General features: G+C 43.8%; 13 protein-coding genes and 1 pseudogene. 6 read left to right on the forward strand and 8 right to left on the reverse strand.

Annotated features, from left to right (window positions below; all coding sequences use genetic code 11):
- Positions 1 to 15: 15 nt before the first annotated feature.
- The 3 genes from QUF19_RS13595 to QUF19_RS13605 form a co-directional block, all read right to left on the reverse strand.
- Entirely contained in the window at positions 16 to 1,242 is a 1,227-nt protein-coding gene (locus tag QUF19_RS13595) for an ABC transporter substrate-binding protein (RefSeq protein ID WP_114633945.1), read from the reverse strand.
- A 187-nt stretch (positions 1,243 to 1,429) separates the two neighbouring features.
- Entirely contained in the window at positions 1,430 to 2,281 is an 852-nt protein-coding gene (locus tag QUF19_RS13600; protein WP_004734435.1) for a carbohydrate ABC transporter permease, read from the reverse strand.
- A complete protein-coding gene (locus QUF19_RS13605; RefSeq protein WP_102437246.1) occupies positions 2,281 to 3,201 on the reverse strand; it encodes a carbohydrate ABC transporter permease in 921 nt (306 codons plus the stop codon). The genes QUF19_RS13600 and QUF19_RS13605 overlap by 1 nt, the downstream gene beginning before the upstream one ends.
- Positions 3,202 to 3,497: 296 nt before the next feature.
- Between QUF19_RS13605 and QUF19_RS13610 the strand changes: the two genes are divergently transcribed.
- The 3 genes and pseudogenes from QUF19_RS13610 (at position 3,498) to QUF19_RS13620 (ending at position 6,948) form a co-directional block, all read left to right on the forward strand.
- Complete coding sequence (locus QUF19_RS13610) at positions 3,498 to 4,580, forward strand: ABC transporter ATP-binding protein (RefSeq protein WP_286294639.1); 1,083 nt, start codon at positions 3,498 to 3,500, stop codon at positions 4,578 to 4,580.
- Between the two features lie 277 nt (positions 4,581 to 4,857).
- Positions 4,858 to 6,198 (forward strand): MATE family efflux transporter, encoded by a 1,341-nt coding sequence (locus tag QUF19_RS13615; protein ID WP_286294640.1) that lies wholly within the window; start codon positions 4,858 to 4,860, stop codon positions 6,196 to 6,198.
- 447 nt (positions 6,199 to 6,645) lie between these two features.
- A pseudogene (locus QUF19_RS13620) lies at positions 6,646 to 6,948 on the forward strand (DUF1330 domain-containing protein).
- A 238-nt stretch (positions 6,949 to 7,186) separates the two neighbouring features.
- Here QUF19_RS13620 and QUF19_RS13625 read toward each other — a convergent pair.
- The gene (locus QUF19_RS13625) at positions 7,187 to 8,884 is read right to left on the reverse strand and encodes a solute:sodium symporter family transporter (protein ID WP_286294643.1); all 1,698 of its coding nucleotides are present in this window, start codon (positions 8,882 to 8,884) and stop codon (positions 7,187 to 7,189) included.
- A gap of 99 nt (positions 8,885 to 8,983) precedes the next feature.
- Positions 8,984 to 11,086: an alpha-galactosidase gene (locus QUF19_RS13630; protein WP_286294644.1), complete on the reverse strand. Its 2,103-nt coding sequence runs from the start codon at positions 11,084 to 11,086 to the stop codon at positions 8,984 to 8,986.
- Between the two features lie 248 nt (positions 11,087 to 11,334).
- Between QUF19_RS13630 and QUF19_RS13635 the strand changes: the two genes are divergently transcribed.
- Together QUF19_RS13635 and QUF19_RS13640 are read left to right on the forward strand one after the other, a co-directional pair.
- Entirely contained in the window at positions 11,335 to 12,408 is a 1,074-nt protein-coding gene (locus QUF19_RS13635; protein WP_286294645.1) for a LacI family DNA-binding transcriptional regulator, read from the forward strand.
- Positions 12,409 to 12,682: 274 nt separating this feature from the next.
- On the forward strand, positions 12,683 to 13,804 hold the full coding sequence (locus QUF19_RS13640; RefSeq protein WP_286294646.1) for a phosphatase PAP2 family protein: 1,122 nt from the start codon (positions 12,683 to 12,685) through the stop codon (positions 13,802 to 13,804).
- On the opposite strand, the gene QUF19_RS13645 is transcribed toward QUF19_RS13640, so the two are convergent.
- Positions 13,791 to 14,720, reverse strand: coding sequence for a LysR family transcriptional regulator (locus QUF19_RS13645; RefSeq protein WP_286294647.1), 930 nt, complete (start codon positions 14,718 to 14,720; stop codon positions 13,791 to 13,793). The two genes, QUF19_RS13640 and QUF19_RS13645, sit on opposite strands and share 14 nt — an antisense overlap.
- Before the next feature lie 100 nt (positions 14,721 to 14,820).
- Between QUF19_RS13645 and chrA the strand changes: the two genes are divergently transcribed.
- Positions 14,821 to 15,966 (forward strand): chromate efflux transporter, encoded by a 1,146-nt coding sequence (gene chrA, locus QUF19_RS13650; RefSeq protein WP_286294648.1) that lies wholly within the window; start codon positions 14,821 to 14,823, stop codon positions 15,964 to 15,966.
- Between the two features lie 131 nt (positions 15,967 to 16,097).
- Here the strand turns inward: chrA and QUF19_RS13655 are convergent, their stop codons facing one another.
- Positions 16,098 to 17,114 carry a tetratricopeptide repeat protein gene (locus QUF19_RS13655; RefSeq protein WP_102450339.1) on the reverse strand — a complete coding sequence of 339 codons (1,017 nt, stop codon included), beginning with the start codon at positions 17,112 to 17,114 and terminating at the stop codon, positions 16,098 to 16,100.
- Entirely contained in the window at positions 17,111 to 18,082 is a 972-nt protein-coding gene (locus tag QUF19_RS13660; RefSeq protein WP_102437225.1) for a type II secretion system F family protein, read from the reverse strand. Before QUF19_RS13660 ends, QUF19_RS13655 begins: the two co-directional genes overlap by 4 nt.
- Between the last annotated feature and the right edge of the window lies 1 nt (position 18,083).

An 18,083-nucleotide genomic window follows, 5' to 3' on the forward strand; every position in this document is an offset into this window, starting at 1 on the left:
GCGGCGAATAACACATTATTTAAAGGCGCGCTTACTCACCTTATCGAGTTTCTTCAATATTTTTTCGATGCGATCAGGGTGAACCATAAACTCTTGGAAGCCCTTCATGCCTTCTTTGGCCATCGCAGGATCGGTATCGCGGTCATAGAACTGAGCCGTACCATCGGTAGAAGCCAGCATTGCCACGCCTTTATCTAAGAACGGATCAGACTTTGCTTTGGCTTTATTGTTGGTCGGGATTTGTAGCAGCATCTCATTGATAAGTTGCTGATTTTCCGCACGCGCAACAAACTCTAGGAACTTACGCGCATCTTCCTTATTTTTCGCTTTAGAAGGGATGTGCAACGTATCCATTGGCGCATCTTCTGACATCGGAACACTTGGATCGATCACTGGGAATTGGAAGAAGTCCATCTTGCCATCTAATTCAGCCGGGAAGTTTGGCGTAATGAAGTTACCCATTAGATACATCGCTGCCTTGCCGTTGTACAAGAATGGTTGAGCTTCTTGCCAAGAATAAGAAGCGTGATTTTCTAAGTAGTAACCAGGCTCAACAAGCTCTGCCCAGTTAGCGAACGTTTTCTTCACTCGCTCGTCAGAATAAGGCACCTTGCCTTCCATCAACTGAATGTGAAAATCCAAGCCGTTGGTACGCATGTTGATGTAATCAAACCAACCTGCTGCAGTCCACAGGTACTTAGTACCAATCGCAAACGGTGCAACCCCATTTTCTTTAAGCGTTGCCGATGCCGATTTCAAATCATCCCATGTTTTAGGTTCAGCAATTCCATACTGCTCAAAGATATCTTTGCGGTAGTAGATACCCCATTGATAATACGTATATGGCACACCAAATTGCTTGCCGTTGACCGTCATTGCAGGTGCGGCTGACGCAAAATCTTGCTGCATATTGTTGTCAGCCCAAATGTCACTCACATCTTCGAACAAGCCACGGTCAACGAATGCTTTCATTCGGTTACCCGCATACCAAAAAACCACATCCGGCGGCGAAGTGACCAACCAATTACGAATCGTTGTTTTATACGACTCGTGATCGTACAAGTTGTACTTGACCGTAATATCTGGGTTTTCTTTTTCAAAGCGGTTGATGATTTCACCCCACGCTTCTTTCGGCGCAGGATCAGATGCATCTGAGTTAATGACTAAGGTTCCTGCAAACGCTGTTGTAGAAACGGAGGCAGCAAGCACTGCCGTAGCAGCGATATGTTTCACGTATTTCATATTGAGGTCCTTGTTATAGAGCTAAGCTCACTAAGTCCAATTTTTATTGTTTTGTCTCGTAGGGTTATGCGTGTTTTATCTTGTTGTTTAGTGTTGTTGGGTGTCGCTGTTTAGTGTTCATCAAAGATGAATTGATTGGCTTAGAGGCAACAATAATTTGCTGCCTCTACTCCGGTTTATTTAGTTTCTAACCTTTAGTCGCACCAAGCGTCAGGCCAGCAATAAAATGTTTCTGCATGGTGAAGAACAGCACGACTGGTGGAATGGCTGCCACGACCGCTCCGGCAGACATAAACTGCCAAGACGCCAACCACTGGCCTTGCAGTGAGCTCAACCCCGCAGTTACCGGGCGAACGTCATCACTCTGAACCAGTACTAGTGCCCAGAAGAAATCGTTCCAAATAAAGGTAAACACCAATACTGCTAGCGCAGCTAATGCAGGGCGAACCAAAGGCAGCACCACGTGCCAGAATATTTTCCATTCACTCACCCCTTCAACACGCGCTGCTTCAATCAAGGCATCGGGAATGCCAACAATAAAGTTCCGCATGAACAAGGTACAAAAGCCGGCTTGGAAAGCGATATGGAAGAAAATCAACGCCCAGTGGGTATCGTAGAGACCAAGACCAATAGTTAAATCACGTACTGGAATCATCAAGATTTGGAACGGAACAAAGTTGCCCGCGATGAACATCGCAAAGATCCACACATTGGCTTTGAAGTTGTATTTCGCCAAGGCGTACCCGGCCAAAGTCGAGAGTGCGACAGCCCCTGCGACCGCTGGCAGTGTGATGATCAAGCTATTGATTAAGTACTGCCCCATTGAGGTCGAGGTAAAAACTTGGGTGTAGTTCTCAATGAACTGAATCTCGCTCGGCCAGCCCCAGTAATTACCTTTGTTGATGTCATCCATCGAACGAATCGACGTCATCATCACGGCGATTAGCGGTAATAACCACATCACGATCGAGATCGGTAACGCGACTCGATAGCTAATATTAGTAAAGCGACCGGCTTTTTGAATTGGTTGCGGAAACATTATTTTTCACTCCTTAACATGCGCCACAAGAAGTAAGCGATATAGATATCCATAATCAGAAACAGCACCACAGACACCGCCGCACCGTAACCCATTCGATAGTTAAAAATAGACTCTTCATACATTTGATACGCCAGTACCGTCGAGCTTCCCCAAGGTCCACCCGCCGTCATGGTTGCCACTAAATCGAAAGAGCGAAGAGCACCAATCACGGTCACGACCACAGCAATAAACGTCGCGGGTCTTAGTTGAGGAAGAACTACATACCAGAGCATGCGCCACTTCTTTGCACCATCCAGTCGCGCCGCTTCTAATTGCTCTGGGTCGAGATTGTTCAACCCCGTGAGATATAAGATCATGCAATAAGAAATTTGTGGCCATAGGCCCGCGGCAATGATTCCGTAGGTCACATAGTCTTCATCAGCAAGTATTGAAACGGGCTCAAAACCGAAGGCACCCAGTACCATGTTGAAAAGACCAAATGACGGGTCATAGAACCAAGAAAATACGAGGCCGACCACCACTTGAGAAATAACAAAGGGGAAAAAGAATAAGGATTTAACGACACGAATGCCTTTCACTTGTTGGTTTAAGAAAAGGGCAATCGCCAAACCACAAGGTGGCGCGAGCATAAAAAAGATCAACCAAAGAAAGTTATTCGTTAAGGAGGTGTAGAACGCCTCTGAGTCAAACAGCTCGCGATAGTTCTCTAGCCCTACCCACTCTTTCTCACCGAGCCCGTCCCACTCAAAGAAACTGAGCCAAATGCTGTCCAAGATCGGATAAACAACATAGAGAGAAAAGATGGCGATAGCAGGTGCCAAGAACAACCAAGGCGATACCTTAGAACTAATACGTCTTTTCTTCTTAGCCGATGGGATGCGATTTTCTGGGTATATCGTTTTCACAGATTGCTCCATTTCCCGGAATTCCTTGTCTTCAAAGCTTCATTTACTATTTGATAAATTTCCACCTAGATTTCTAAATTTAATCTAGCAACTCAGCATTTATGGTAATTACGTTCAAATATTAGGCTTATTGATAATATTACGCACAGTTATGTTTTAATTTTGTAAACGTTTCCACAAAAATCAGTATGATTTGTAAAATTTGTATGACCCCGATCAATAATTTATCCGAGGCATCTAACAAATTTCTGATGAAAGCGTATGTTTTAAAGGCAAAGTGATGTAGTCCAACGAAGCAAGGAGAGAGCATGGCTGATATCAGCTTAAAACAGGTCATCAAACGATATGGTGATGTTCAAACGATCCATGGTGTTGATCTAGAAATAAGTAACGGCGAATTCGTAGTATTCGTTGGACCGTCTGGTTGCGGTAAATCAACCCTCTTACGCTTAGTTGCTGGCTTGGAAGAGATTACTGAAGGTGAGATCCATATTGGCGATGATCTTGTTAATGATGTCGATCCTGCCGAGCGTGGCGTGGCGATGGTATTCCAATCCTACGCGCTCTACCCTCACATGACCGTTGAAGAAAATATGGGCTTTGGCCTTAAAATGAACGGTGTTGCCAAAGAAACCGTCGAGAAACAGGTCACCAGTGCCGCGAAAACGCTTCAGCTAGAACCTTTATTGAAACGTAAACCTAAAGAGTTATCGGGTGGACAACGTCAACGTGTCGCTATCGGTCGAGCGATAGTTCGCAACCCAAGAGTGTTCTTATTCGACGAACCTTTGTCTAACTTAGATGCAGAACTTCGTGTCGATATGCGCTTACAAATAGCCAAATTGCATCAAGATCTGCAAAATACCATGATTTACGTAACGCACGATCAAGTGGAAGCAATGACGCTTGCAGACAAAATCGTCGTGCTGAGAGACGGTCGAGTGGAGCAAGTCGGCTCACCTCTCGAACTGTATCACTCCCCTCAAAATGAATTTGTGGCAGGCTTTATTGGCTCTCCAAAAATGAACTTCTTGCCATGTTTGGTCAATAGCACCTCTGACACGCATGCCCAACTGACCGTTAATGGCCTGAGTAAAATTACTCTGCCTTTGCCAAGTGATGGCCTTGCTGAAGGACAAAAGCTGACGCTTGGTATTCGACCAGAACATTTGGAGATCAATGGCGATTCTGATATCACGATTGAATTCCAGAGTGAGGTAGTAGAACGATTGGGCAACAGTACTTATATGTTTGGCCAATCATGTGGTGTTGATAGCTTTAAAGTTCACCTCCCCGGAGATCAAGAGGTCACACGTTATCAGTCTCTCAATCTAAATTTCGCATCAAAAGATTGCCATCTGTTTGATGCTGAAGGTCAGCGTATTAACTAGACTTTTCAAACGGTAAAGCTGGTTAGAAAGGCTAGCTTTACCTCGTTATTAATTCACCGTTATCACCTCTTCTTTATTGCTTACCTCTCTTCTTTGCTTATTGTCGATCTATGAAACGATTCAAAAAGTTTCATGCACTCTACTTAGTTTTTGGGTTTAACGACCTTATTGGTATTTTCTTTATCCTTAACCGCTATCCGGACATTAATTTGATAGTCGTTTACTCAATAATGGCTAAACTATAGTGTCGCCTCCCCCTTTTTTTGAGAAAACCTAAATGCCTAATGCTGATTCCACCCTAAACAAACGCATGGGAATCGTTGCGCTCACCTGGCCAATTTTTATCGAAGTTCTTCTAAGAACTGCACTCAACACCAGTGATGTATTCATGCTGTCGGGATACTCAGACAAAGCCGTGTCTGCCGTTGGTGTTATCTCTCAGATATCCTTTTTTCTGATCATCGTATCCACCATGGTCAGCAGTGGCACAGGCATCCTCATCGCTCAATACAACGGTGCATCTCGAACTCAAGAGAGCGCTCATGTGGGCGTGGCGAGTATTATCTTAGCCATTGTTACTGGCGTGTTGTTGAGCATTATCGCCGTTCTTGGCGCTGAATATTTTATCCCGCTCTATCAACTGGAAGCTCAGGTCGAACAGTACGCTCAAGAGTATCTGTTCATCAGTGGCGCACTCACCTTCAATGTGACGATAGGTGTTGTTCTCACCACAATTCTACGTAGCCATGGTTATTCGAAATCGCCAATGGTCATCAATTTGATTGCTGGTGTTATCAACGTATTCGGCAACTACTGCGCACTCTACCAACCATTTGGACTGCCTGTTTACGGCGTACAAGGGGTGGCTACCGCAACTGTGATTAGCCAATTAATCGGCATGTTTATCTTGATTGGTGTGGTGAGAAGTAAAGGCATTGAGCTGCCGATGAAGCAGTTCAAATCTGTGCCTAAAGCCATCTATCAAAAAATCATTAAAATCGGCTCAATGAATGCGGGAGAAGTACTCTCTTACAACATGGCGCAGATCAGCATTACCTTCTTTGTGGTGCAAATGGGCACTTCTTCATTGGCAGCGTTTACCTACGCGCAAAATATCGCTCGCCTCTCTTTTGCTTTCGCGTTGGCCATTGGTCAGGGTAGCCAAATTCAAACTGGATACTACATAGGCAAAGGTTGGATAGATGAAATAGCCAACCGTGTACAACGCTATTTTGTGGTTGGTTTCATCGCCTCTATCAGCATTACCTGCGTGGTCTATATTTTCCGATTCGAGATTTTGGATCTCTTCACTCAAGATCCAGAGATCATCGCACTGACTGCCGCACTCATCGCTGGCTCGATACTTTTAGAAGGTGGTCGCGTATTTAATTTGATTTTCATCTCTTGCTTGAAAGCCGCAGGCGATATTAAGTTTCCTATCAAAATGGGAATACTCAGTATGTGGGGCATTGGCGTCGCGATGAGCTACTTGCTTGGCGTGCATTGGGGTTATGGCGTGTTAGGAGCGTGGATGGCGATCGCAATGGATGAATGGTTCCGAGGGATCATTATGGCGTATCGTTGGAGAACAAGAAAATGGACTCGCTTCTCTTTATAGCCCAACAAATACAATAATCCATCATGGATAGATTTACTTTCGATACAATACGTTAGGCATCTCAGTTATCACAGCTGAGGTGCCCTGATAGTATTTGGCCTATGATGTTCCTTTCCCTATTTTCGCTGTACTGCCTTTATCAGCCTTTATCTGCCGCCGAACAATACGCCCTGCCTGTAATCACCCAGCCTCTAGTCACCCAACTCTCTTCTTCACCCTTTATCTAATATAAAAACGGCTACTTGAAAGCCGAATTATCAACATTTCCTATATAAAGATTCTGCAATCGTAGGGATTATCAAACAGGTTCTCTCGAACTACTATTATTCCATCGGCTAGCCAAAACGTTAGCAAAATAGCTATCAATTACTATCCATAATTACCAATCACTACCAATAACTAAAGTGCGCATGCTCGCTCAGAGTGCACAACGTGGAGAACATCATTATGTCTTACTACTCAGTATTAGAAGTCACACCCACTACAGACGCATGGGTTGCAGATTACATTGCCCCTGCAAACAAACTGGTGGCGCAATACGGCGGTAAATATCTAGCGCGCACTTCTAGCCACGAACGCCTTGAAGGCGACGCAGAACAACCTGCACTTCGCATCATCATTGAGTGACCATCAAAGCAAGCCGCGGTAGATTTCATGAACGATCCAGGTTACGTACCACACCTAGCTGCACGTACTGCGGGTTCGGTTAGCCACCACGCACTTATCGAAGGCAAAGACGACCTAGCGTAATTGAGAGTCTAAATTCTGGTTAACGGTTATCGCTCAAAATAGCTGTTTCCAAATATATAAAAGCCGCACCATCATTTGATGGTGCGGCTTTTTTGTTGGCGTTAATTCTTACTAAGATTGAGAGCTATGAGTGTTAATAACTATTACGCATAACAGTAATTGGCCTATGATAATCCTTTTACTTCTCACACTATGATTAACTCAAATTATCAAACAGTTAAGAGTTATACTTGGGAAGTTAAACCGTAGCTTCAACGCCCTTCTTACGCTTTGCCAATCGTGCAGCGATTCCAAACAACATCACAATGCCACATACACCGTACACTTGCATGATGGTTGGATCATCCGAGACAAAACCAACATCAGAGAACATCACATAAGCGCCTAGCACCATGTAAAGAATGATCGCTGAAGCTTCGAAGCGGAATGCCCAAGGCGTAACATCAATGTTTTCATTCACAGGCATCACATAATCATCTTCACGTGGCATAAAGTAGCCAATGATGAACATCAACGCCGTACATACAACAAACAGAATCGCCAGTTGGTGTAAGAAGTGAATGGGCGTTTTGAACACCAACTGCATAGCGGCGTATGAGCTAACAAACACCACTAGCGCAACTTTAGCCGCCACAGCAGGTACACGTTTAGAGACATAACCCACAAACACAATCGTAAAAATTGGCACGCTGAAGAAGCCCGCTACCATTTGTAGGTATTGGAACAAGCCTTCAGGCGCATACATGATGAACGGTGCAATGCACACAGAGATAATCGCGATCACAACGCCGAAGATACGGCCTTTACCCACCAATTCTTCATCCGTTTTACCTTGACCAAACAAAGGCTTGTAGACATTCAATGCAAATAGAGTAGTCGAACTGTTAAGCACACCATTAAATGTACTTAGGATGGCACCAAACATAACTGCGACGAAGAAACCGACTAATGGTTTAGGCAACACTTCGTTTACCAAGCGTGTGTACATGGTGTCTGGATTACCAGCATCTGCGCCAAACATGTGGAATGCAATGATACCTGGAATGATAAGGAACAACGGAGAGATAACCTTAATTGCCCCCGCAAGAATCACCCCTTTCTGGCCTTCTTTTAAGTTCTTAGCACCCAATGCGCGCTGGATGATTGATTGATCCGTACCCCAGTAGTAAAGATTCACAAGTAGAAGACCGGTAAACAAGGTTGAGAACGGCAGTGGATCGGTCTCAGTACCGACCGATTGCAGTTTTTCTGGCGCAGCGTACAACAGCGTATCTAAGCCAGCACCAAAACTGCCCTCCCCTAATGCCATCAAGCCAAAAACAGGGATCATCAAGCCGCCAATAATAAGACCCACACCATTAATAGTATCGGCAATCACAACCGCTTTGAGTCCACCATAAATCGCGTAAAAGAAACCAAGTAGACCGATCGTCGCTGAAATTAGGGCTATCGAGCTGAACTCTGAAATATTAAGCAGAGCTTGAACATCAAAGATCTCACCGAGAACAACGGCACCGGCATAAAGTGTGGTTGGCAAGATATTGATGACGTACTGGCACAAGAAAAGTAACGTCACAAACTTCTTCACCGACATGTCGTAACGACTCTCTAAGAAGTCTGGAATCGTCGTGATCCCTTGCTTCAGGTAACGCGGTACTAACATCAGAGCGATGATCACTAAGGTGACACCAGACGCCACTTCCCAACCCATGACACTCATGTTGTGGGTGTAAGCTTGTGCACTCATGCCAACAAAGCTAGTCGCGCTTAAGTTGGTCAAAATTAGGGAGCTGGCAATCAAACCACCGGTTAAGCTTCTTCCACCGAGAAAGAAACCGTCTTGTGAGGTGTTCTTGTCATTTTTAACTTTGTTGTAGGTAAACGCGACAACAAAACCAGTAAATAACAAGAATGACAGCAGAACTGTAATAGACATTTTGTTTTCCTTAAGTTTAGTTATTGCGACAGCAATTCCTCGCTGCCGATTATATTTTTATATTTAGAATTTTATGTAGGGGTACTCAGAGTTAGCGCTTCATATCTTTTTCAGATGAACAATCAAGGCTGACTCTGGGTCTAGAATCGGTAAGGTCAATCCAATCTCCTTGAGGTTATCGCCACTCAGGGTTAACGTTTTGTCGAGCCATTGGGGGCGCTGTTTCATCAACTGGAAACTGGTTTTTGGCATGTCCACTAACTTCACTTGATACATCGCGTTGTCTTCCACGCAGCTAATACGAAGTGGCGAAGGCAGAGCATATTCAGGCATCGCTAATTGGCACACGGTGATCAACATTTCATCGTCATTTTCAACGCCATAAATGTTCTGATTTTTGTCCGAAGGATCCATTCGGAAACTACGACCAGAATGCAAAACATGACGAAATTGCTTATGCAGTGAAATGTAATGTGAGAATGCTTGTTTCTCTTCCGGTGACTCTTTAACAGGGTCAAGCTCAACACCCATGTGCCCCATGAGTGCAGTTACACCACGCATATTGATGCTGTGACGACGGTTTGTTGAGTGGCATTCTGCTGGGCCGATGTGCGCCCCCATTACTTCTGGAGGGAAGAAGTAACTCATGCCTTTCTGAATGGCTTGGCGCTCTAAGGCATCATTACAATCCGATGCCCAGAAACGATGTGTTCGTTTTAGAATTTCAAAATCGATACGGCCGCCGCCCGAAGAACAAGATTCAATCTCGACTTCTGGGTGCGCTCGATTCAACTCATCAACAAGGCGATATAGCGCTTTCGTTTGACCATGCACCGCGGCCTTACCTTGATGCCCAGGTTGAACCAACTCTCGGTTCATGTCCCACTTAAGGTAAGTGATGTTGTATCGAGTCAGCAGCGCATTAAGGCGTTCATACAAGTAGTTAAAGCACGCTTCATTTTGTAGGTCTAACACGTATTGCCAACGACCAGACGGTTGATGGTACCCTTGTAAACCAAGCACCCAATCAGGGTGATTTCGGTAAAGATTAGAGTCTTGGCTTACCATCTCAGGTTCAACCCAAAGGCCAAACTCCATACCCTGTTGATTTACATGTTCAATGACAGGTTCTAAGCCATTTGGATATTTCACCTCATCCAAATACCAGTCGCCCAGTGCGGTACGTTCACCATCACGCCCCACAAACCAACCATCATCAATAATGAAACGTTCAACACCCATCACGCCCGCTTCTGTTGCCATCTTCATGATGTATTCAGGCTTGTGATCAAAGTAGATCCCTTCCCATGTATTCAAGTGAACGGGACGAGGTTTATCGGTTGGGAATTGAATTATGTTGTCGCGAACAAATTGCTGAAAGCGTTGCGCGATGCCATTTAAGCCTGAGTTGCTGTAACAACCGAACAGCCAAGGCGTCTGGTAGCTTGCTTGAGATTCCAGAATGGATTCGCCTGCTAGTAACAACTCTCCAGCCTGAACAAAGCGGCGACCATCACTACGAACATCGGCGCGCATTTGGTGGTTACCGCTCCAACCCAAATGAAATCCCCACACCAAACCATGTTGCTCTGAGAACCCTTGAGTCCCTGCAAACATGCCTGGGAAATTTTCATGTGAAGTACGACCACGACGGTTTTCTTGCATGAAACCACCGTGTTCAAAGTGTTGGCGCTGCGTTTGGAACTCATGACACCAACGGCCATGGAACGTCATGAGTTCGTTGGCATGATTCGGTAATGGCAATGTGGAAGAAAGCTTATTCAGGTAGTATTTATTGCTACCGTTATTGGTGACGGTTACACGCTTTTGGACGACGTCAGATTCGAAATCCAGTTTGAACTCAACCTTAAGCTCCAATAGAGCAACCTTGTCTTCAAGGAAAAAACTCACTTCTTGATCTTGAGCATCGTAACGAACGGTCTTAAAGACGGGAGCCCAATCAAGTCCTTCTCGATGACCTTCAATGCCCGGAGCGTTAAAGTGTCCACTGCCTAACTCAGGGCAAAGAGAAAGTGGCACATCCACATCAAGTCGAGCTTGAGAAATCGGCCTTTCTGTCGAAAGCAGAAGATCTTCATCAATACTTGCGATCTTTGCCCCCCAATGCAAAACCTCTGGAACACGCCCTGATTTAATGATCAAACTATGATTTTTACTCTTTAAATGAATAAATTCGTTCATTACTAATCTCTATTGTTTTCGTAAACATAATATAGAAATAATAGTGAACCCATCACGCTAGATTAGTATCCAATATCGACAAAATCGTGATGTAAATTGGCTTTAACATTCGTAAAACTTGCACAAGATCGACTGTTTCCGGAAACATTTTTAATGTTTTAAAAGACATTTATTTGAAAGTGAGCAGAGTTTAGTTTGGTAAATTTCGGTAGGCTTATTTCACTCTAAAATATTCGATGAGCAGAGCGATGAGTATCACCTTCAAAGACGTAGCAAAACTGGCAGGGGTATCCACCCAAACGGTATCTCGAGTAACCAATGGCTCACAAGACGTCGCGGAATCCACCCGCAACAAGGTTAACGCCGCCATAAAGCAACTTGGTTATGTACCCAATAAAGGTGCTCAAATGCTCAGTCGAGCCAAGTCCACCAGCGTTGGCTTAGTCACTCTCGATATGGCACTGCATGGCGCAGCAATGATCGCAAATGGCGTACGAATGCAGGCTCACGACATGAGTTATGGCGTCGCTTTCTCTGTTGTTTCCGAGCCCAATCTCGCGAATACCCGTGAGGCCATTCGTGAACTGATGGCTCAGCAGGTCGACAGCATTATTCTGAATGTGCCTTTAAAGAGTGCCGATGCAGAATTGTTAGTGGAACAATATCAACACCTCAACCTAATCTTCATTGATGTCCCTTCTAACAGCCAAGTGAACTATGTTTGCGGTGATCATGCGGAAGGAGCAAAACTGGCGGCTCAACATCTACTTGAGAGCGGACGAACGGACTTCCTACTGATCACTGGCCCAAACGAATCCAGTGCCTCAAAGATTCGTCATCAAAGTTGGTTAGCCGCGTTATCAGATGCAGAAAGTAAGGTGCAGTACCAATATCAAGGAAACTGGCAAGCAGAAAGTGGTTATCTTGGCGTTCGAGAAGCTGTCGCTAAACAAGCCGTATTTGATGCCGTGTTAGTGGCAAGTGATCAGATGGCATTAGGGGCTTTACGTGCGCTGCAAGAACTGCAAATTCCAGTCCCTGACAAAGTTGCGGTCGTCGGCTTTGATGGTATCGAAGACAGTGCGTTTTTTAATCCACCACTGACCACCATCAAACAAGACTTCACCACGATTGGCCGACAAGCTGTGGTACTTGCAGAGAAGCTCAACGCCAACTCACAAGATGCCTTACTGCAGCACCATATCGAAACGGCATTACTCCCAAGAGAAAGCAGCCAACCTAAGGTGACAGCTCACTATGAAAAACAGGAGATCGAGCAACTGCTAAAAAGGATTCAGACCCTTTTGCCAGAATCGAAATAAAAGAAAAAGCGCTAGGGGGAGCTAGCGCTTTAAGACCAACTAAGTCCGTTTAGCCTGGTAGTTTTTTAAGCTATATCATGAAGATATAACCAATTTTTTTACTTAGGTAAATCAAAAAGCCTATTCTATACGACTGCTTTGAGTCGTAAATTAAGTATAGTCGGGTTGTGAAAAATGGAAGGATTTATTTCGTTTATTTTTACCCCAGACACAAGGTTGAAAAGTAGAAAACCAGCTCAAATGAACTAACCTTTAATCATGATAGGAAATCTTGATGAAGGGCTATATGGATTCAGAGACGACAAGCGCCAAACCCGTTCCTCAAAAAGAAAGCTCGAACTTGTTATCGTCTTTACTTCATGAATTCAGAAGAAACAAACTGATTTTGTATTATGTGGCATTTACGACACCGTTAACGTTAGTTGTTAATTATTTCGTGCCTCATGAAGTTCGATACAACATATATACCTACTTAGAGATCTTAGCCACGGTCTGTTACGTCACCTTTATTTTATGGGCGACATACTACTACTGCCATTTATTGTTCAATCGAGAAAAAAGACCCACTAAACAATTCATCAATAAAATCAAAACTCTGTTGTTTCCAGTATCAAAGCCGATCTACTTTATTTTATTAATGCTCGTCTTAAACATCTCATTCTCTAGCTATACCTTCTTAAAATCAGTCATTCCTTACCTCAATCCATATTTTTTAGATCTCGATTTTTACCATTTAGATAAATGGTTGCACTTTGGCATTTCACCTTGGGAAATCACCCACTTTTTTTTACCGAATTCAATAGCTTCACTCGCCATCAACATCTTGTACAACTTGTGGTTTTTTATCATGTGGGGAATGCTGCTTTATTTTGTCATTTACCGTAAAGATGACCAACTTCGCAACCAGTTTTTACTCACATTCTTAAGTTCATGGTTTATCATTGGGAACATAATGGCGACCCTTCTGTCATCAGCTGGCCCTGTTTTTATTAGTCACTTCAATGACCAAGATTTGTATCTTCCTTTGATGCAAAGATTAAACATGCAGAGCGCAGAACTCACTGAACGTGGCTTTATGTCTTTGTGGGCACTCAGTACTCAAGATGCGCTTTGGGCAAGCTACGTTGGAGGTATTGGAGATATAGGGACTGGCATCTCAGCCATGCCCAGCATGCATGTAACCATATCCGTTCTGATTGCGATGACATCATTCAAATTGAATAAAAAACTCGGTTACATAGCTTGGATTTACGCCTTCTTTATTCAGGTTGGCTCGGTACATTTGGCATGGCATTACGCTGTTGATGGTTATGTGGGTGCAATACTGGTTGTAGCTCTCTGGCACTTGATCGGTTACTTACTCCGAAGGAACACGCCCTCAATTACTCGGCAGTAATAACAATCTCAACCGCTTGAGAGATCACTTTCCTCAAGTGAGTGTTTTTGTCGTCTAATTGCTTTCCCTTACGATAAACAAGCTGTATATCGAAGTCTGGAACTTCTATCGGTGGAGCAACTGCTATCAATGAGCTATCGACATTAGGGGCGTTTCTAGCGACTAGCTTAGGCACAATACACAATAGCTTTCTGCCACTGATCAATCGCTTTACGGTTAAGAAGTTACTCGATGCGATTGCCACTTTTCTGGTGTAGCCCAATTCAGACAATTTACCATCAACTGCCGTTTTTAAGGCACCATTAGGGGACACTAAGGCGTGCTCCACAGAGACAAATGATTGTAATGACATAGGCAACTCAACATCCAAAACGGATGTATCAAGCAAGCAAACATGTTGCTCGGTATAGAGATGTTCAATGCCATATAGCTTAGGCACTTCACCAAAGCTGCCTATCGCAATGTCTAGCTTAGCCTCTTCAAATACCTGCTGGTAATTGGTTCGATTAACGTTAAGAAATGCAACTTGAGAGTTTGGCGAAGCTTGTTTAATAAAATCGAAGATCATTGGGCCAAACATCTGTTCCGCGTAATCGGTAAGTCCGATCTTCCAGCTGCCTTTATAACTATCAACTTCGAACCTTTTGGACAACAGAACTTCAGATTGAATAGTATTAAGCAACGCATCGACGGTGCTTGATAATTCAATCGCTCGTTCGGTCGCTTCCATCTTACTACCGACACGCTCAAACAAAGGGTCATCAAACAGCTTTCTCAGTCTTTGTAAGCTATGGCTCATTGCTGATTGGCTGACATAACAACGTTCAGCCGCTTTGCTCACACTGTTCGTTTTATGCAATGCCTGTAGTGCAATCAATAAGTTAAGATCAATTCCTTTCCAGTTAAAGTCAGCCACAAACCAATCCCATATCTTTCATAGTTATAATTAAAACAATTAATTTGAATCATAGTCCAACTCCACCTAAATTACGCTAAACATTTATCTGGAATCGATCATGCTTTCAATTTTTAAAACCTTTTTCTGGCTTGGCTGGATTAGCTTTGGTGGACCAGCAGCACATATTGGCTACTTCCGTAAAACCTTTGTTGAGAAACTGAATTGGTTATCCGACGAAGAGTACGGGCAAATTGTCGCCCTCAGTCAATTTTTACCAGGTCCAGGCTCAAGCCAAGTTGGCTTCGCAGTTGGCTATAAAAAAGGTGGCTTAACCGGTGCGATTGCCGCATTTGTTGGCTTCACCTCCCCTTCTGTCATCCTAATGTTGATATTGGCCTTAGTGAGCAACCAGTTGTTGGAAGCGCCGCTTTTCATTTCAATCATCCACGGACTTAAGCTGCTCGCGGTCGTGGTTGTAGCTGACGCCACTTTCGGCATGTACAAAAACTTTTGCCAATCAAAGGTAGCAACAGCACTGTGTGTGATCACCGCTATTGTTCTACTTTTGATTCCCGGGATCTGGCCTCAAGTCTTAGTGCTCCTATTTGCAGCAATCATTGGCAGCAAATTTTTAACCTCACAAGACTTAAAAACAACGCCTTCGACACATAAGATATCCATAACGCCGCTTGTTATTTTTGTAGCACTATTAGTTGGTTTACCTCTGTTCAGTGCATATTCTCAAGGCATCGAAGTGTTTGGGTTATTTTACCAAGCAGGCAGTTTGGTATTCGGTGGCGGTCACGTGGTTCTTCCGCTGCTACAGAATGGTATTGGCGACCAACTGTCTCAAGATACTTTCCTAACAGGCTATGCTGCTGCACAAGCGGTTCCTGGCCCGATGTTTACATTAGCGACTTACCTCGGTTATGTCTTAATGCCATCGGCACCGATTACAGGCGCACTGCTCGCAACAATTGCCGTGTTCTTGCCAGGCTTCTTGTTGTTACTGGGTGTACTGAAGAACTGGCAGGCAATTGCGAGTAAGCCTCTAGTTGCTGGTGCGCTTACAGGTGTGAATGCAGCAGTTGTTGGTCTATTACTTGCAGCTCTATACCAACCCATCTTCACAAGCGCAGTGAGCAGCGGCATAGACTTCGCTCTGATCATTGCTGGTGTTTGGCTACTGAAAACCGTGAAGATGCCGATTGTAGGTTTAGTTGGTACCTTTATCGCAGCTGGTGCGATGCTTAACTATTTATAATTAAGTACTTAGATACACAACTTTAGATACAAAACTGAGTGACAAATATTAGCCCCTGATAAGGACACTCATCAGGGGCTAATTCATTTGTGCTATTTACCATAAGGAGAGTAACTCTTCACAGAACAATACTATATTGGTGTGCTCGCTTTCATTTCTCTCACCTCAGCTAAGGCTCGATTTAGGTTTTCATTGGCGATTTTGTAATACGAAGGTTTTTTGTCGATGGCTTGTTGCAGGTAAGGAATCGCTTCATCAGGTCGACCTTGAATAATTAAAAAGTAACCGACATTATTCAGAGCTTCCGGCGCATCCATATGACGCATAAACACATTTATTGCTTTTTTTACATCACCTGATGCCAAATAAATGAGAGCAAGGTTATTCTGAGCCTTCTCATTGTTAGGTTCGATCTCTAAAGCCGAACGAGTGTATTGATACGCTTCTTTGTAGTTGCCGTACATGTAATGGGAGTAACCCATGTTCAGTAGAGCCTTCACTGAAGTCTTATCGATAGTCAGCGACTTTTTAAAATACTCTTGGGCTATCTGATGTTTACCTTCTACATCTTCCAAGACTCCGATTCCCATGTAAGCCAAAGCAGGAGACATACTGTCAACTTTCAAACCTGCCACTTCACTTTGACTTAACGCTTGGTAGTTTTTAATCGTTTCACTGCTTTTTAAACGAACTTGGTCTGCATTGATCGCTTTAAAGAAGTAGCTTCGACCTTCATCTGTACGGCGTTGTTTGGTATATAAAACACCTAACTGCTCTAATACTTCAGTATGCGCAGGGTTAAAATCTAATGCCGCCAAATACGCTTTTTCAGCGAGAGCGTAATTACCTCTCGATGAGTGAATTCGACCGATCGTAAATAGCGTTTTGTCGTGAAACTCTTGTTCAGGAAAAGACAGAGATCGGATGTACTCATAAAGAGCTAAATCGATGTTGTTGTCTCTCAAAGCGACATCACCACGCATGATTGCTTCTTTTTCACTGACCGGCGGATCGTCACTGGTTAAGGTGTCAATTGGCTTCCCCGAATACAATTCGGCATCAAACTGATTGGTAGGCTCATCAGAAGAAGCGCAACCGAGAATTACTAACGGCAGTAAAAGTAAAACCATTCTATTCATTCGCATCATAAACTCGCTCCTGGAGATGTCAGTGCATCCATTACAATCATCATTCCGGGCCCAAGAGCAACGATAAAGAAGCAAGGCCAAATGAACAACAACATGGGAAATAGCATTTTGGTAGGGATTTTTGCTGCAATTTCTTCCGCAGCTTGTTGGCGTTTGTCTCGAAAATCTTCGGTATAGTCACGTAAGGTTTGAGCTAAACTGCCCCCCATTCTTGAAGCATGCGAGAGCAAAGAAACAAGCCCTTCCAACTCACGAAGCCCCGTTCTTTCTACAAGTTGACTCAAAGCATCTGGCATGGTGACACCCGCTTGAATTTTAGCAAACACAGTATCTAGCTCATCGGCAAGTTCGGGCTGTGAAATGTATAACTCGTTAGCGACACGCCCTAGTGCAGCATTAAAACCAAGGCCTGATTCCGTACACACCACCAAAAGATCTAAAGCATCAGGGACACCGTTTCTGATTTTTCTCTGTCTCTCTTTTTGCATTTTACTCAATATAAAATTAGGTAAGAATGTGCCGACAAAAATACACGTCACAATCAGCAAGTTGTTATAACTATCACCTATGTCTAAATAAAACACTGTGAATGCACAAACAAACCCTATCAAAGTTGAAAGCACTTTGAAGGCGTAAAATACCGAGAGTGCACTTTTTTCATGGTACCCAGCATGCATTAGCTTTTCTGAATACGTTTCGTTATCTTTTTTGTTCCCTCGGCCAATAAATGGCGTCAGCGACTCCAAAGTATTGGTAAAGTCATAAGGTTTGCGACTACCAGTATGATTCCCTCCGGAAATCTGTTTTAACTTTTTATCCAACGGGGAACGAGTACCAACAAAAAGAAACCCTAAAGTAAGAGTAAGTAGCATAGTGGTAAGCAGAATCATTCCGTACAGCAGAATTTGACTGCTGATACCGAACTCAGAGAGTGTTTGTTTCCATACTTCTAAATCAAAGAATTCCATA

It is taken from the genome of Vibrio sp. FE10 (assembly GCF_030297155.1).
Taxonomy (GTDB): Bacteria; Pseudomonadota; Gammaproteobacteria; order Enterobacterales; family Vibrionaceae; genus Vibrio; species Vibrio apostichopi.

Bases quoted from the DNA above. Each gene is read 5' to 3' on its own strand.
- chrA (WP_286294648.1), top strand. From the start codon at position 14,821: ATGCTTTCAATTTTTAAAACCTTTTTCTGGCTTGGCTGGATTAGCTTT.
- QUF19_RS13595 (WP_114633945.1), bottom strand. From the start codon at position 1,242: ATGAAATACGTGAAACATATCGCTGCTACGGCAGTGCTTGCTGCCTCC.
- QUF19_RS13625 (WP_286294643.1), bottom strand. From the start codon at position 8,884: ATGTCTATTACAGTTCTGCTGTCATTCTTGTTATTTACTGGTTTTGTT.
- QUF19_RS13610 (WP_286294639.1), top strand. From the start codon at position 3,498: ATGGCTGATATCAGCTTAAAACAGGTCATCAAACGATATGGTGATGTT.
- QUF19_RS13660 (WP_102437225.1), bottom strand. From the start codon at position 18,082: ATGGAATTCTTTGATTTAGAAGTATGGAAACAAACACTCTCTGAGTTC.
- QUF19_RS13635 (WP_286294645.1), top strand. From the start codon at position 11,335: ATGAGTATCACCTTCAAAGACGTAGCAAAACTGGCAGGGGTATCCACC.
- QUF19_RS13655 (WP_102450339.1), bottom strand. From the start codon at position 17,114: ATGATGCGAATGAATAGAATGGTTTTACTTTTACTGCCGTTAGTAATT.
- QUF19_RS13615 (WP_286294640.1), top strand. From the start codon at position 4,858: ATGCCTAATGCTGATTCCACCCTAAACAAACGCATGGGAATCGTTGCG.
- QUF19_RS13630 (WP_286294644.1), bottom strand. From the start codon at position 11,086: ATGAACGAATTTATTCATTTAAAGAGTAAAAATCATAGTTTGATCATT.
- QUF19_RS13605 (WP_102437246.1), bottom strand. From the start codon at position 3,201: ATGGAGCAATCTGTGAAAACGATATACCCAGAAAATCGCATCCCATCG.
- QUF19_RS13640 (WP_286294646.1), top strand. From the start codon at position 12,683: ATGAAGGGCTATATGGATTCAGAGACGACAAGCGCCAAACCCGTTCCT.
- QUF19_RS13600 (WP_004734435.1), bottom strand. From the start codon at position 2,281: ATGTTTCCGCAACCAATTCAAAAAGCCGGTCGCTTTACTAATATTAGC.